Origin of the sequence: Ancylobacter crimeensis (assembly GCF_023016805.1) — a bacterium.
Lineage (GTDB): Bacteria > Pseudomonadota > Alphaproteobacteria > Rhizobiales > Xanthobacteraceae > Ancylobacter > Ancylobacter crimeensis.
The window spans coordinates 218,392-233,307 of the sequence record NZ_JALKCH010000001.1 but is presented as its reverse complement, the minus strand read 5'-3'; the positions used below and the strand labels follow the sequence as shown (position 1 = coordinate 233,307).

General features: G+C 69.1%; 8 protein-coding genes. 3 read left to right on the top strand and 5 right to left on the bottom strand.

What is annotated here, in order from left to right; all coding sequences use genetic code 11:
• Positions 1-5: 5 nt before the first annotated feature.
• Entirely contained in the window at positions 6-3,623 is a 3,618-nt protein-coding gene (locus MWN34_RS00995) for a DUF3971 domain-containing protein (RefSeq protein ID WP_247025762.1), read from the bottom strand.
• Between the two features lie 260 nt (positions 3,624-3,883).
• Between MWN34_RS00995 and MWN34_RS00990 the strand changes: the two genes are divergently transcribed.
• Positions 3,884-4,348 (top strand): peroxiredoxin, encoded by a 465-nt coding sequence (locus tag MWN34_RS00990; RefSeq protein ID WP_247025761.1) that lies wholly within the window; start codon positions 3,884-3,886, stop codon positions 4,346-4,348.
• A 413-nt stretch (positions 4,349-4,761) separates the two neighbouring features.
• On the opposite strand, the gene prfB is transcribed toward MWN34_RS00990, so the two are convergent.
• Together prfB and MWN34_RS00980 are read right to left on the bottom strand one after the other, a co-directional pair.
• Positions 4,762-5,892: a peptide chain release factor 2 gene (prfB, locus tag MWN34_RS00985; protein WP_247026120.1), complete on the bottom strand. Its 1,131-nt coding sequence runs from the start codon at positions 5,890-5,892 to the stop codon at positions 4,762-4,764.
• Positions 5,893-5,983: 91 nt separating this feature from the next.
• Positions 5,984-6,520 (bottom strand): Lrp/AsnC family transcriptional regulator, encoded by a 537-nt coding sequence (locus tag MWN34_RS00980; RefSeq protein ID WP_247025760.1) that lies wholly within the window; start codon positions 6,518-6,520, stop codon positions 5,984-5,986.
• A gap of 122 nt (positions 6,521-6,642) precedes the next feature.
• On the opposite strand from MWN34_RS00980, the gene MWN34_RS00975 reads away from it, so the two are divergent.
• On the top strand, positions 6,643-7,266 hold the full coding sequence (locus MWN34_RS00975; RefSeq protein WP_247025759.1) for a glutathione S-transferase family protein: 624 nt from the start codon (positions 6,643-6,645) through the stop codon (positions 7,264-7,266).
• A 55-nt stretch (positions 7,267-7,321) separates the two neighbouring features.
• Here MWN34_RS00975 and MWN34_RS00970 read toward each other — a convergent pair whose 3' ends face one another.
• On the bottom strand, positions 7,322-9,754 hold the full coding sequence (locus tag MWN34_RS00970) for a penicillin-binding protein 1A (protein ID WP_247025758.1): 2,433 nt from the start codon (positions 9,752-9,754) through the stop codon (positions 7,322-7,324).
• A 207-nt stretch (positions 9,755-9,961) separates the two neighbouring features.
• Positions 9,962-11,278 carry an N-acetylmuramoyl-L-alanine amidase gene (locus tag MWN34_RS00965; RefSeq protein ID WP_247025757.1) on the bottom strand — a complete coding sequence of 439 codons (1,317 nt, stop codon included), beginning with the start codon at positions 11,276-11,278 and terminating at the stop codon, positions 9,962-9,964.
• Positions 11,279-12,028: 750 nt separating this feature from the next.
• Between MWN34_RS00965 and MWN34_RS00960 the strand changes: the two genes are divergently transcribed.
• Positions 12,029-14,875: an Rne/Rng family ribonuclease gene (locus MWN34_RS00960; protein WP_247025756.1), complete on the top strand. Its 2,847-nt coding sequence runs from the start codon at positions 12,029-12,031 to the stop codon at positions 14,873-14,875.
• Positions 14,876-14,916: the final 41 nt, after the last annotated feature.

Sequence of the window (14,916 nt, the reverse complement as noted above, 5' to 3'; positions counted from 1 at the left end):
CGCCCCTATCGTCCGCCCGGAACGAGGGCCGGCGGACGCGGATCGGGGGCTTGGCGGAACTCGAAGATCTTCCGCAGGAAGCCCGGCGCCACCGCCGAGATGGGATTGATGCGCAGTGTCGGTCCCGACATCGGCCCGATGATCTCGTAGGTCACGCCCACCAACCCCTCATTCGGGCCGCCGCCGAGGAAGAAGCCGAGCACCGGCAGCCGGCTGAACAGATTGTTCAACCCATAGGCCGGCACGAAGGTGCCGCGCACCGAGATCCGGTCACCGGCGAAGTCGAGCAAACCGTCGAAGGTCGATCCGATCGACGGGCCCCACACCGCGCCGTCCTTGATCTGCAGCTTGCCGGCGGACCGTTGGAAGGCGATCTGCAGCTTCTGGAAGGTCATGGTGCCGCCGGCCTGGGCGCGGCCGTCCTTCGAGCGGTCGGGCGCGGCGGCCATCATGCGGTCGATGCCGGCTTCGCCGCGTATGGCGAAGTCGCGCATCGTGACGGTGCCGTCCTGCGGCGTGTTGCGCCCGGTCGGCGGGTCGACGCTGACCCACAGGTCGCCGCCATAGATCCGCGAATAGAAGTCGACGAATCGCAGCAGCGCGCCCGCATCGGTGGTGCCGATCTGCAGCATCGGCCGGCCGGTGGGGTCGGTGACGATATCGCCCTTCACACCGCCATTTCGGCCGACCAGTGCAGCGAGCATCAGCTTGCGCAGCGCACCGTCGCGCCGCGAAAGCTGGAGCACGGCCTGCCGCAGCACCTCGCCATTATTGCCCTTCACGACGCCGAGATTGACGTCGAGATCAATGTCCGCCGGCTTCTTCTGCGCGCTGGTGCTGGCGATTGGCGTGTCGAGCAGGCTCTTGAGGAAGGCCCTCGCCTCGATCACCTCGCCGCGCACCGTAATCTTCGAGACGTCGTCCTTCTGCTCCAGCTTCACGCTGGCCTTGTCGCCGTCGGAGAGCTGGAAGGTCGGCAGATTGGCGGAGACGAGCTGCGCCTTGGCGTCGAGCTTCACCGAACCGCGGATGTTCACGCCCGGGCCCGTCACCACGAGGTCGTCGATGTTGGTGCCATCGGCGCGTATGAGCGCGTCGGCCGTGAGCTTGGCCGGCTTGCCGGCGGGCTTCGACCAGCCGGGCACCAGTTCGGCGAGGCGGGCATTGGTGAGATCCAGCTCGATCTGCGCGGTCTTATCCTTGGCATTCATAGTGCCGTCGAGCTTCACCCCGACCGTACCGCCGAGGCCCGGCATGTCGATGTCGAGCCGGTCGCGGGCGCCATCGTCGAGATTGGCGGCGAAGCGGAAGGTCATGTCGCCGCGGTCGCGCGGGCGGTTGATCTCGAAGCTGGCGGGCGCGCCGGCGAACTTTCCTTCGCCGCGCAGCAAGGTGGCACTCGGGGTCGCGAACAGTTTCACCGTGGCATCGTCGAGCTTCTGGCCCTGGAAGATCTTGTCGACCGCGAAATCGGACAGATCGGCCTCGAAGGCGTAGTCGACATCGGCCGCCGTCATCGGTTGGCGCAAAGTGAGGTCGATCTGCGCCGTGCCGCTGATATTGCCGCGAATGCCGGCGGGGTCGAACTGCTCGTTGCCGGGACTCTTGAGCGCAGGAGTGGACAGCATGTCGGCGGCGGCGGCGGCGGGACCCTCCACCTGCACGCTGAGCTTGGCCTTGGGGTTCGGCATCACCGTGTCGGGCACGTCGAGCACGCCCTGCGTGAGGGTGAGCCGCCGGCCGCCGGGCGTGTCCACCACGGAATTCGTGGCGACCGCATGGGCGGACGTGCCGGTGGCCTGAACGGCGATCTCGGCATTGCGCAGCGGCGGAAGGCCGGGCGCCGGCTTCAGCACGCCGTTCTTGCCGGCGATGTCGATGGAGGCGCCCTCGGTGGGCAGCGGCTTGTCCTTGTTGCCGATGGAGGAAAGCGGCGCGGCGAAGCGGATGACGGCGCGGGTGATGTCACCGGCCGCCACATGCTCGTAAATCCAGCGCCGCACATCCGGCGCGGCGATGATCGGCCAGAGCCGCTTGAGCGACGTCGCCGACATCGGGGTACCGACGACATTGAGGGTCAGCACCGGATCGGGAATGCCGGCGTCGAACATGCCGTCCAGCGTTACCCCGCCCTTGGCGCCGGAAAAGGTGCTGCTGCCAATGACAAGGCGGCGCGTCGCCGGCTCGTAGGTGAGCCGGCCCGACACCTTGTCGAGCACAAGCGGCGCTTCCTTCTCCGCATCCGGGCCACCGCCGCCGAAGGACGCATGCAGCGTCGTGGGGGTCAGCACCCAAGGCTCACCCATCGTCGCCGGGACGGCGATGTCGGCGCCGAGCGCCAGATCCATCGGTTTCGCCTTGATCGTGAGCGGCTGCAGCGAGAGCACCCGCGAGCTGCGGTCGAAGCGCAGGGCGAGCGAGATAGCGTCCAGCAGCATCATGCCGGCGGCGTCCGAGCCGAGCTGGAGCTTGCCCGCGCCGATCATGGCCTTGCCGTCCGCGACGAGAATGCGGCCCTCGTCGTCGATGCGGCCCGAAACATCGAGGCCCAGCGGCGAGGTCGCGATCATCCCGTCGTCGCTCTTGCCGGCCGCGATCATCAGGTCGTGGGGCGACAGGTTCGCGACGTTCAGCTCGATCGTGCGGTTGCCGCCGAGGTCCGGCCCCATCGCCGCCCGCGCCGTCCACGGGCCATTGGCGCCACTGGACGAGAAATCCAGCCTTACGCCGCCATCCAGCGGCCGGCTCACATCGAGATTGATGTGGTCGAACACCCATTGCCGTCCGCTGGCCTCGCTCTCCACCCGCAGCGTGCCGTTGCGCAAGCCGATATCTGTCAACGCCGAGCCGCCGAAGCCGCCCTCGTCGATGAGGTTCGCCAGCGCGGCGAGCGCGGGGATGCGGGCCGGATCGACGGCGGCGGGAGCCGCCGGCGCCTGGGAGGGAGCCGCCGGCGCCTCGGGAGCGGCACCCGCCGGGGGCGTCGCGTCGGCAGCGCTCGTCGCAGCGGGCGGGATGGCGGCAGGCGCAGCCGCATCCATGTCGGGCGGTCGGGCTTCGCCATGGCCGTGGGGCGCGCGCAGCGGCTTGGCGCCGCGCCCGGTCGCGATGGTGAGGTCGCCATTGGCGGTGAGATGGACGGTGAGCTCAGCGCCGACAAGCGCAATGCGCTGCGGCGCCGAGCGCCAGGGCAGCAGCGAGGTCTGGATGCCGATCTCGGCCTGCGGCGCGCTGGCGATGACCTCCGCCCTCTGGTTGCGCACCACGATGTCGTTGACGCGGACCAGGAAATCGCCCGCCTCGCTGCGCGCCGAGGTGATGGAGCCGATCTCCACCGTCTCGCCGCCGCCGAGGCGCTTTTCCAGTTCGCGGACCACGAAGGGCCGGATCATGTCGATGCCGACGAAGCCGGACACGACCAGCGCATAGACCGCGACGCACAGCGCCACCACGAGCCCGCACAGGCCGAGCGCGGAGACGCCGCACAGACGCGCCACCCGCCAGGCCCGCAGGCGCGGACGAGAGCCGGGGATGCCGCCGGCCGGAGCGACGACGCGCGCCCTCCGGCGCAGGCGCAGCCTGCCGCGCACCGTCCCGCCTTTTCGCCTGACCTCGTCCGTCATTGCGTGTGCCGTTCTCCGCCCGCACGCCTGAAGCACATTCCGCGGAAGCCCGAGGCCCCTCGATCAGAGCATGCTGCAGCCTATTGAATAAGAAGCTCTTTCCCCATCGGTCAGCCATACTGCCCGACGGGAGGTGCTTCCCCTGCCGAAACCCCGCGCCGCAGCGACGATTCGCCGATCCGGCGAGGATGGCATCGCGCAGCATCCGCCCGTAATCCCCCCATGCGGATTCCCCGACAAAACCGACGAAAGGAAGGCAGATGACCCTGGAGCCCGGCTGCCCCGCCCCCGCATTCGCGCTGATCGACGACCGGGGCATGCCGCTCACCCTGGCGGATTTTCGCGGACGCAAGCTCGTGCTCTATTTCTTCCCCAAGGCGGGAACACCCGGATGTACCAACGAAACCAACGATTTCAATGCGCTGGCGGCCGATTTTGAGAAGACGGATACGGCGCTCCTCGGCATCTCGGCCGACAGCGCGAAGAAGCTGGCCAATTTCCGCACAAAGCACGCGATTTCTTTCCCGCTGGCGGGCGATGAAGCGCACGCGCTGCTGGAGGCCTATGGGGTGTGGAAGGAAAAAAGCATGTATGGCCGCGCCTTCATGGGCATTGAGCGCACCACGGTGCTGATCGACGCCGCCGGCCGCATCGCGCGGGTGTGGCACAGGGTGAAGGTTCCCGGCCATGCCGCCGAGGTGCTGGAGGCGGCGCGGGGGTTGTGAGAGGGCGCGGGACAGGCGTAGGAACGGGCGGACGACCGCTCCTTACCCTCGCCCTCCGGCCACGGCCTTCGAACGCCGCTCCGGCCGCCCGCTCCTCGTCGTCACGGACCGCCCCTCGTCATCCCGGCCTCAGCAGAGCGCGGAGCCGGGATCGCAGGCGACCGGGTCCATCCTCTTGCCGACGCCACGTCCGGTCCTCCTCCGCGCCTGGGGGCCGGAAAGATCCCGGATCGGCCTGCCGGCCGTCCGGCATGACGGGTTCGCGGAGATGAGGTGCTCCACCACGGGCTCCATCGCGACGCCTCCGCTGCGAGCAGGATCACGGGGCCGACGACGGCGACAGTGAAGAAAGGCGGGGGGAACGGACGGGCCGCGGGGCACGGCCCCGCGCGCGCTCCCTCACGCCCGGCCGTTCAGTCCACGTCCTCGACGCTCGCCGGGCCGCCGCCATAGGCGCGCTGCGCCAGCGCCGCCTCCATGAAGGGGTCCAGGTCGCCGTCCAGCACCTCCTGCGGGGTGCCGGAGGTGACGCCGGTGCGCAGGTCCTTCACGAGCTGGTAGGGCTGCAGAACGTAGGAGCGGATCTGGTGGCCCCAGCCGATGTCGGTCTTGGCGGCCTGGTCGGCGGCGGCTTGCGCCTCGCGCTTCTTCAGTTCGAGCTCGTAGAGCTTGGCGCGCAGCATCTCCCACGCCGTGGCGCGGTTCTTGTGCTGCGAGCGGTCGCCCTGCGCCACCACCGCAATGCCGGTGGGAATGTGGGTGAAGCGCACCGCCGATTCGGTCTTGTTGACGTGCTGGCCGCCGGCGCCGCCCGAGCGCATCGTGTCGATGCGCAGGTCGCTTTCCTTGATGTCGACGACGATTCGGTCGTCGATCACCGGATAGACATCCACCGAGGAGAACGAGGTCTGGCGGCGGGCATTCGAATCGAAGGGCGAGATGCGCACCAGCCGATGCACGCCGCCCTCGGTCTTCAGCCAGCCATAGGCGTTGTGGCCCTTCACCAGGATGGTGGCGGACTTGATGCCGGCGGTCTCCCCGCCGGTCTCGTCCACCAGTTCCACCTTGAAGCCGCGCCGCTCCGCCCAACGGGTGTACATGCGCAGCAGCATCAGGGCCCAGTCCTGGCTGTCGGTGCCGCCGGCCCCGGCATGGACCTCGAGATAGCTGTCATTGGCGTCGGCCTCGCCCGAGAGCAGGGCCTCGAGCTGCCGGCGCGCCACCTCGGCCTTGAGCCGGCCAAGCGCGGCGGCGGCCTCGTCGACGATGGAGGCGTCGCCCTCGGCCTCGCCCATCTCGATCAGCTCGACATTGTCGGCGAGGTCGCGCTCGATGCGCTCCAGCGCGCCGAGGCCGTCTTCCAGCGTGCCGCGCTCCTGCATCAGCTTCTGGGCACGCTCGGGGTCGTTCCACAGATTCGGATCCTCGGCGAGCGCGTTCAGCTCGGCAAGACGGGCCTTGGAACGGTCGAAGTCGATGTGCTGCCGCAGCAGCCCGGCGGCTTCCTTGATCTCGTCGACGCTCGCGGCGAGGTCGGCGCGCATGGCGGTCACTCTCGGGTTCAGTCGGAAAGGCGCGGAAAATAGAGGCGAAGGGCGGTGCTGTAAACGCCCCGCGATGCGTTCGGTCGGCGCTTCACACCGGCCTGCGCCGCGCCGCCTCCATCAGCGCGCGCGAAATCGGGCGAACGGGCTCCGAGCGCAGCACCACCGAGGTCGTCACCTCGCCGAAGCGGCCGATGGAATCGACGATCACCGCCAGATGTTCCGGCGCCGGGACGATGGCCTTCAGCACGAAGCAGTCGGCCCCGGTCACACGGTGCACCTCGACGATGGCGGGCAGGGCGGCGAAGGCGTCGAGGCAGGCACGGATGTGCGCGTGCGCGGTGCGCAGGCGGATGATGGCGGTCATGCGCAGGCCGATTGCGGCGAGGTCGATGCGCGCGCCGTAGCCGGTGATGACGCCGCGCTCCTCCAGTCGCTTCACCCGCTCCGAGGTCGCCGGCTGCGACAGCCCGATGCGCCGGCCGAGCTCGGAGATCGGCAGACGGCCATCCTCCTGCAGCGCCTCGAGGATGGCGAGGTCGCGCTCATCGAGCGGGGGCGCCTCGCGCTCCGGGCGCGGCAGCGCGACGGTAGGGATGACGGGTCGCCGGTCCGGCCTTGAATCCATCGGTCGTTTCCTCTTCCGGCCGATGGTTCGCCATGTGCCGGCCCGGCGAACTCTGCCATGCTCGACGCCGCTTCGATATCCCCGACCCTTCGACACCCCTGCCCCAACCCACGGACCTTCCCATGCGCCTCATCGGCATGCTCGATTCGCCCTATGTCCGGCGCGTCGCGATCTCGCTCGACCGGCTCGGCCTGCCGTTCGAGCATGAATCCCTTTCCGTGTTCCGCCATTTCGAAGCCTTCGCCGCCATCAACCCGGTGGTGAAGGCGCCGAGCCTCGTGACCGACGAGGGCGTGGTGCTGATGGATTCGACCCTCATCCTCGAACATGCCGAGCGGCTGGCCGGGCCAGATGCCAGCCTCGCCCCGGCGTCGCTCACCGATCACGCCCGCGCCCAGCGCATCCTCGGGCTTGCGCTGGTCGCCTGCGAGAAAACGGTGCAGCTCGTCTATGAACACCAGCTTCGTCCCGAGGAGCGGCGGCACCTGCCCTGGGTCGAACGGGTGAGCGGCCAGCTCCACGCCGCCTATGCCGCTCTGGAGGCCGAGGTCGCGGCGCATGCCGGCGGCGAAGGCTGGCTGTTCGGCGCCCGGCCCCTGCAGGCCGACATCACCGCGGCGGTGACGCTGAGCTTCACCCGCCATATGCGGCCCGACGCGCTCGCCGGCACCCCCCTGCCCGCCCTTGCGGCACTGACGGAGCAGGCCGAGGCACTGGACGCCTTCCGGCGCTGGCCGATCGGATAGAAAAAGGGCCGGTCGCAGCGCGCCGGCCCCTCATCGCCTCATCCGAAACGCAGCCTCAATAGAGCCCGCCGGTGCCGTCGGCGCCCACCGCGCGGTCGGCATCGGGCGTCACCACGCCCGAGCTGCCGCCACCGCCGCCGCCGGCGACATAATAGCTGTCCGGCGGCGCGGTGCCCGGCTTGAAGCCTTCGAGGATCGACGCCTCGCCCGGGCCGGCGCGCATGCCGGTCTTGGGATTGACGCGGATCAGCTTGATGCCCGGCGGCACGCGGAACGGCACGGCCGGACGATCCGCCAACGCGACCTTCATGAAGTCGCGCACCACCGGGGCGGCGATCAGGCCGCCGGTCGAGCCCTTGCCCATCGGCTTCGGGGTATCGAAGCCGAGATAGACGCCGACCACCATGTCCGGCGTGAAGCCGACGAACCAGGCGTCCTTCTCGTCATTGGTGGTGCCGGTCTTGCCCGCCACCGGCTTGCCCAGTTCCTTCAGAGCCACGCCGGTGCCGCGCTGGACCACGCCTTCCATCATCGACGTGATCTGGTAGGCAGTCATCGGGTCGATCACCTGCTCGCGGTGATCCACCAGCGTCGGCTCGGGCTGGTTCTGCCAGTTGTCGGAATCGCAGCCCTGGCAGACGCGCTCGTCGTGGCGGTAGATGGTCTTGCCGTAGCGGTCCTGGATGCGGTCGATCAGGGTCGGCTTGATCTTCACGCCGCCATTGGCGAGCTCGGAATAGGCCGAAACCATGCGCATCACCGTGGTCTCGCCGGCGCCGAGCGCCATGGAGAGCACCGGCATCAGATTGTCATACACTCCGAAGCGCTTGGCATATTCCACGATGGTCGGCATGCCGATGTCGTTGGCGAGCCGCACCGTCATCACGTTGCGCGACTGTTCGAGGCCGAAGCGCAGCGTCTGCGGGCCGTAGAACTTGCCGGAATAGTTCTCCGGCCGCCACGTGGCCTGCCCGGCCTGATTCAGCTCGAACGGCGCGTCCAGCACGATGGAGGACGGCGTGTAGCCATTGTCCAGCGCGGAGGAATAGACGATCGGCTTGAAGGAGGAGCCCGGCTGGCGATAGGCCTGCGTGGCGCGGTTGAACTGGCTCTCCTCGAAGGAGAATCCGCCTACCATGGCGAGCACGCGGCCGGTCCACTGGTCCATGGCGACGAGCGCGCCCTCGACCTTGGGCTGCTGGCGCAGGCGCCACTGCCCGTCCTTGCCGTCGATCGGCTCGACATAGATGACGTCCCCGGCCTTGAGGACGGAGGAAACGCCCTTCTTGCCGCGCAGCGCCCATTTCACGCCTTCTGCGGTGACGACGCCGACCTGGCGCTGGGTTTCGAACTGGCCGGACTTGTCGCGCAGCGGCTGCAGGCCGATCTTCGCGGTGTCGCCGCCCGCCTCCAGCACCACGGCGAGGCGCCAGGGAATGTCGCCGAAGGAGCGCACCTGCGAAAGCCGCCCGCCCCAGTCGCCGCTCGGCTCGATCACCGTGATCGCGCCGCGATAGCCGCGCTGCTCGTCGAAGCGGGTGAGCCCGTCCAGCAGCGCCTTCTTGGCGATGACCTGCAGCTTGGGATTGAGCGTGGTGCGCACCGAGAGGCCGCCGCCATAGAGCTTGTCCTCGCCGTAGCGGGAGGCGATCTCGCGGCGCACGTCCTCGGCAAAATATTCGGCGGAGAAGATGTGGGCGCCGGTCGGCCGCGAGGTCACGTCGAGCGGCTCGGCCTTGGCCTTCTCGGCCTGCTCGGCGGTGATGTAGCCGTTCTCGGCCATGCGGTCGATCACCCAGTTGCGGCGGGCGACGGCGGCGTCGTGCTCGCGGATGGGGTGATAATTGTTCGGGCCCTTCGGCAATGCGGCAAGATAGGCGACCTGCGCGATGTCGAGTTCGTTCACCGACTTGTCGAAATAGAGCAGCGAGGCCGCGGCCACGCCATAGGCGCCGATGCCGAGATAGATCTCGTTGAGATAGAGCTCGAGGATCTTGTCCTTGGAATAGGTGCGCTCGATGCGCAGCGCTAGCAGCGCTTCCTTGATCTTGCGATCGATCGACAGCTCGTTGGTGAGCAGGAAGTTCTTGGCGACCTGCTGGGTTATGGTCGAGGCACCCTGCGGGCGGCGGCCGGAGCCGTAGTTCTGGATGTAGGACACCGCGGCGCGGCCGATGCCGGTGATGTCGACACCGCTGTGGGAATAGAAGTTCTTATCCTCGGCCGAGATGAAGGCCTCGATCAGCAGCTTGGGAATGTTCTGGATCGGCAGATAGAGCCGGCGCTCCTTGGCGTATTCCGCCAGCAGCGAGCCGTCCGCGGCATGGACGCGGGTCATCACCGGCGGCTCGTAGTTCTGGAGCTGCGTATAGTCCGGCAGGTCCTGCGAGAACTTCCAGACGAAATAGGCCGCGCCCGCCCCGGCGATGACGAACACGATCGTGCCGAGGGCGAAACAGAATCCAAGAAAACGCAGAAGCAGCCGCATGCCGCCCCGACCCCATGTCTGCCCGTCCGACCAGCTTCGTCACCATCCCCGGATGACGCAGCGTCGGCGCGGATGAATCCGATCGCCCTGCCGCGACGTGTGGGGGCGAACTATGGCCGTATCGCGACCGGCCGGCCGGTAAAGATGCCGCCGCGCCCCGCCGCCACCGGGGCTACATGGCCCATTGCGGACCGAAGGGCAATGCCGTCAAGGCATCGCCACGGGGGCGGAACTGCCGCCTTGCGAGGCGAAATAGGCGTTGATGGCGGTGACCATGGCGTCCGTCACCTTCTCCTTCCACGCATCGGAGGTCATCAGCTCGACATCCTTCTCGCTCGACAGATAGCCGAGCTCGAACAGCACGGACGGCACGTCCGGCGCCTTCAACACCTTGAAACCGGCCGATTTCAGCGGCGATTTGTGCATGCGCGCCACGTCGTCGATCTTGCCGACCAGGGTGCGGGCGAAGAGGGCCGAGAAGTTCTTCGTCTCGCGCTGGGCGAGGTCGAGCAGGATGCCGGCGACGTCGGTCGGCTCGTCGGAGAGATCGAGGCCGGCGATCATGTCGGCGCGGTTTTCGGCATCGGCGAGGCGCTGGGCCTCGGCGTCGGAGGCGCGGTCGGAGAGGGTGTAGACCGTCGCACCGCGCACCTGCCCCGAGCGCGCGGCGAGCGAATCAGCGTGCAGCGATATGAAGAGCCGGGCCTGCTGGTCGCGCGCGACCTTCACCCGGTCGCCGAGCGGCACGAAGGTGTCGCCGTCGCGGGTCATCACCACGCGGTAGCGGCCGGTGGCGTCCAGCTTCTTGCGCAGCAGCGTGGCGATGGAGAGCACCACGTCCTTCTCATAGATGCCGGCGCTCGCATTCACCGCGCCGGCGTCGATGCCGCCATGGCCGGGGTCGAGCACGATGACCGGGCGCCCGTCATTGTTGGTGACCGGCGGAGCCGGCAGAACGGGCGCGGCCTGCGCGCGCTGCACCGGAGCGGCGACCGACTTCATGAAGCTGACCCGGTCGGTCTTCACGAGATCGACCACGAGACGCGCCGGCTGGCCGTCGATGGGGTCGATGACGAAGACCTTGTCGATCTTCACCGGGTCGGTGACGTCGATCACGAGCCGCGCCTTGCCCGGCGCGAACAGGCCGAAGCGGAAGGCGGAGACGAGTCCCCTGCCCTGCTGGCCCGCGCTCGGCGGCACGGTGAAGACCACATCGGGAATGTCCACGACCACGCGATAGGGATCGGCGAGGGCGAAGGCGCCGAACGGCACCGGGCGCGACAGGTCCATGACGAGGCGCGTGCGCTCCTCGTCGCCGGCCAGCCGGGCATCCGTGGCGATCGCAGGGCCGACCGCGGCAGGAACGGCGGCGGCGGGAACGGCGGGCGAGGAATCGGCACCGGGCACGCCGGCGGCGGCCGCGGGCGTCGCGGCGGCGACGGTCGCGACATCGCCCGCCCTGGCTGGCAAGAGCGTTGCCGGCCAGATGAGCGCGAGGGCGAGCAATGGGGCGCGCCAGTTCATTGGGTCTCCCGCAGTCCGTTTTCCTGAAGCCGCCGCAGCCGGAAAAGCCCCGCGGTCCCGGGGCACTCGCATTTTACCGGAATAGGCGGCGTCGGTTAATCAAGTCTTGACGGCAGAATCATGTTGGCGCGCGCACGCTTTCTTGCGTGGATGCGCGGGCGGTCGGGCGGCGATTGCGTCCTTGCCAAAACGACACGCATGCCGCTATTAAGGGCAAGCAAATGGTTCGCATTTCGGATTGCCTGCGCGGTGTCCGGCATTCGCGGCCCGGCGGCGCGGACCACCAGGAATGGCGTCCGCTCATCCGTCGCGCTGGTCCCGTAAGGGAGCGCGACGGCCAGCAGCGTGGCGGATCGCCGCGCGGCTCATGCCCCGGACCGCACCGCCGTCATCCCCTTCATGGCCGTCCAGCGCTGCAGACGTCGCCGGGGCGGTTTCGCCATCCGGCGGCCGCGCGAGATGCCGCCAGGCGCCGCAGGCCGGATCGCACAAGGATCGCGGCCTCCATGTTCGGTCGAGGGATAGACGGCAGCAAGTGATGATGCGTCCGCCGGCAAGTGCAGATCGGGAACCGAGCGGGCTGACCCGCCGGGCTCGTTTCTGCGGCACGGCCACGGCGCGCATCGGCTTCGGCCCGGTTCGGACATCCCTCGCCTTCTCCTGTTCGTTTCCGATCACCGCTTATGGACATCGCCCCAGCGGCCCGGCGCCGAGCGCGCCCGCGCGGCCTTGTCCGCATATGAGAGTTCCATGGCCAACAAGATGCTTATCGACGCCACCCATCCGGAGGAGACCCGGGTTGTGGTGGTGCGCGGCAGCCGGGTCGAAGAGTTCGACTTCGAGGCTGCAAGCCGCAAGCCGCTGCGCGGCAACATCTATCTCGCGAAGGTAACGCGGGTCGAGCCGTCGCTGCAGGCCGCCTTCGTGGAATATGGCGGCAACCGCCACGGCTTCCTCGCCTTCAGCGAAATCCACCCCGATTATTACCAGATCCCGGTCGCCGACCGGCAGGCCCTGCTGGCCGAGGAAGAGCGCCAGCAGAAGCGCGATGCCGAGGCGGAGGACGAGGACAAGCCGAAGGGCCGTGCCCGCCGTCCGCGCGGCGGCGCGAAGAACGTCGCGGCCGATGCGGCCGGCGACGAGACCGTTTCCGAGGCGCCCGTCGATGCGGCTTCCGAGGCCGCTTCCGAGGATGAGAGCGGTCCCGCCCGCCGCACCCGCAAGCCCTCCGCCGATGACGAAGGCGGCGGCGTCGAGGAGGTGCATGCCGAGGACGAGGTCGTCGAGCAGGTCGGCTCCGACGACGCGCTGGAGGAGGTGCCCGAGCGCGCCGCCCCGCGCCGCGCCCGCACCTACAAGATCCAGGAAGTGATCAAGCGCCGGCAGATCATGCTGGTTCAGGTCGTGAAGGAGGAGCGCGGCAACAAGGGCGCCGCGCTGACCACCTATCTCTCGCTCGCCGGCCGCTATTCCGTGCTGATGCCGAACACCGCCCGCGGCGGCGGCATCTCCCGCAAGATCACCTCGGCCGAGGACCGCAAGCGGCTGAAGGAGGTCGCCTCCGACCTCGACGTGCCGGAGGGGATGGGCGTCATCCTGCGCACCGCCGGTGCCAATCGCACCAAGGCGGAGATCAAGCGCGACTTCGAATATCTGCTGCGGCTGTGGGAGAATGTGCGCGAGCTGACGCTGGCCTCCTCCGCGCCTTCGCTGGTCTATGAGGAAGGCTCGCTGATCAAGCGCTCGATCCGCGACCTCTACAACAAGGACATCGACGAGGTTCTGGTCGCCGGCGACGACGGCTACCGCGAGGCCAAGGACTTCATGCGCATGCTCATGCCGAGCCATGCGAAGAACGTGAAGCCCTATCGCGACCAGCAGCCGGTCTTCGCCCGCTTCGGGGTGGAAAGCCAGCTCGACGCGATGTTCTCGCCCGTCGTGCAGCTGCGCTCCGGCGGCTACATCGTCATCAACCCGACCGAGGCGCTGGTCTCCATCGACGTGAACTCCGGGCGCTCGACCCGCGAGCACAATATCGAGGACACCGCGCTGAAGACCAATCTGGAGGCCGCCGAGGAGGTGGCCCGCCAGCTGCGCCTGCGCGACCTCGCCGGGCTGATCGTCATCGATTTCATCGACATGGACGAAAAGCGCAACAACCGGGCGGTCGAGCGCAAGCTGAAGGATTGCCTGAAGAACGACCGCGCGCGCATCCAGCTCGGCCGCATCTCGCATTTCGGCCTGATGGAGATGAGCCGCCAGCGCATTCGCACCGGCGTGCTGGAAAGCTCCACCGAGGTGTGTCCGCACTGCGGCGGCACCGGCCATGTGCGCTCGTCCTCGTCCGTCGCGCTGCAGCTGCTGCGCGCGGTGGAGGACATGCTGCTCAAGTCCAACACCCACAATCTGGTGGTGCGCACCCGCGCCGAGAACGCGCTTTATGTGCTGAACCACAAGCGCGCCCACCTGCATGAGCTTGAAGAGCGGTTCGGCGTCATCGTCACGGTATCGGCCGACCAGAGCCTCACCGGGCTGATTCCCTTCGCCATCGACAAGGGCGACCTCGTTCCCAACCCGATCCCGCTGCCCCGCTCCCCAGAGCCGGTGCATGAGATCGCCGACGAGGTTCTGCCGGAGGACGCCGAGGACGAGGCCGCAGAGGCCGAGGAAGAGACCGAGACCGCCGAGCCGCCGCGCGAGGCCCGCGAACCGCGTGAAGAAGGTCGCGGCGAGGGCGAGGGTGGCCGAGGCGAGGGCGAAGGTGGCGGCCGTCGTCGCCGTCGCCGCCGTCGCCGCCGGCGCAACGGCAATGGTGAGGGCGGTCCCAACGGGCAGGCCTACGCTGAATCGGCCGAGGGTTCCGACGAGGACGGCGAGGACGAGGAGAGCGCGGGCGACGCTTCCGCTGACGCCGGCGCGCCGATCGCGGCCGAGGTTGGGGTTGAGACCGTGGCCGAGGCCGCCCAGGAACGGGCCCCCGAGGAGGCCGGCAGCGCGATCGCGGTGGAGATCACCGAGTCGGGCGTGACGGAGGGGGCCGCCGAAGCGGCCGAGCCGGCTGGTGAGCCGGAAGCTGCGGCCGAGGCGAAGCCCAAGCGGCGGGCGCGTGGCGGTCGTCGTGGCCGTCGCGGCGAGGCCGATGCGACCTCCGATTCCAACGAGGCGCCGGCTGCCGACGCGCCGGCTGCCGAGGGTGCTGCTGAAGCCCCCGCCGCGGAAGCGGTGGAAACGGTGAAGGAAGCGCCCAAGCCGCGCCGTCGCCGCTCCACCGTCCGCGAGCCCGCTCCCGTTGCGGCGAGCGAGACCGGCGCATCCGCCGCGCCCGAGCCGGCTGCTGTCCAGCCCGCGCCGGAAGCGGCGACCGGAGAGGCCGCTTCCGAGGCACCCGCGCCTGAGGCCCCGGACGCCGGGACACCTGCGGACAACGCCGGGACACCTGCGGACGCTGCGTCGACCGAGGTGACACCGGCCCCGGAAGCCGCCGCGCCGGACGCGACGGAAGCTCCATCGGCCGCCACGGATGTCTCCGCGCCGGTTCCCGAGGACGAACGCCCCCGCCGCACCGGCTGGTGGAGCCGCAAGCTGCTCGGCAACTGATCCGACCCGTCCGGGTGGCGGCGCGCCGCCACCCGGACCTT

Coding starts and splice junctions, on each gene's coding strand:
- MWN34_RS00970 (WP_247025758.1), bottom strand. CDS start 9,754: ATGCGGCTGCTTCTGCGTTTTCTTGGATTCTGTTTCGCCCTCGGCACG.
- MWN34_RS00960 (WP_247025756.1), top strand. CDS start 12,029: ATGGCCAACAAGATGCTTATCGACGCCACCCATCCGGAGGAGACCCGG.
- MWN34_RS00965 (WP_247025757.1), bottom strand. CDS start 11,278: ATGAACTGGCGCGCCCCATTGCTCGCCCTCGCGCTCATCTGGCCGGCA.
- MWN34_RS00980 (WP_247025760.1), bottom strand. CDS start 6,520: ATGGATTCAAGGCCGGACCGGCGACCCGTCATCCCTACCGTCGCGCTG.
- MWN34_RS00975 (WP_247025759.1), top strand. CDS start 6,643: ATGCGCCTCATCGGCATGCTCGATTCGCCCTATGTCCGGCGCGTCGCG.
- MWN34_RS00995 (WP_247025762.1), bottom strand. CDS start 3,623: ATGACGGACGAGGTCAGGCGAAAAGGCGGGACGGTGCGCGGCAGGCTG.
- prfB (WP_247026120.1), bottom strand. CDS start 5,892: ATGCGCGCCGACCTCGCCGCGAGCGTCGACGAGATCAAGGAAGCCGCC.
- MWN34_RS00990 (WP_247025761.1), top strand. CDS start 3,884: ATGACCCTGGAGCCCGGCTGCCCCGCCCCCGCATTCGCGCTGATCGAC.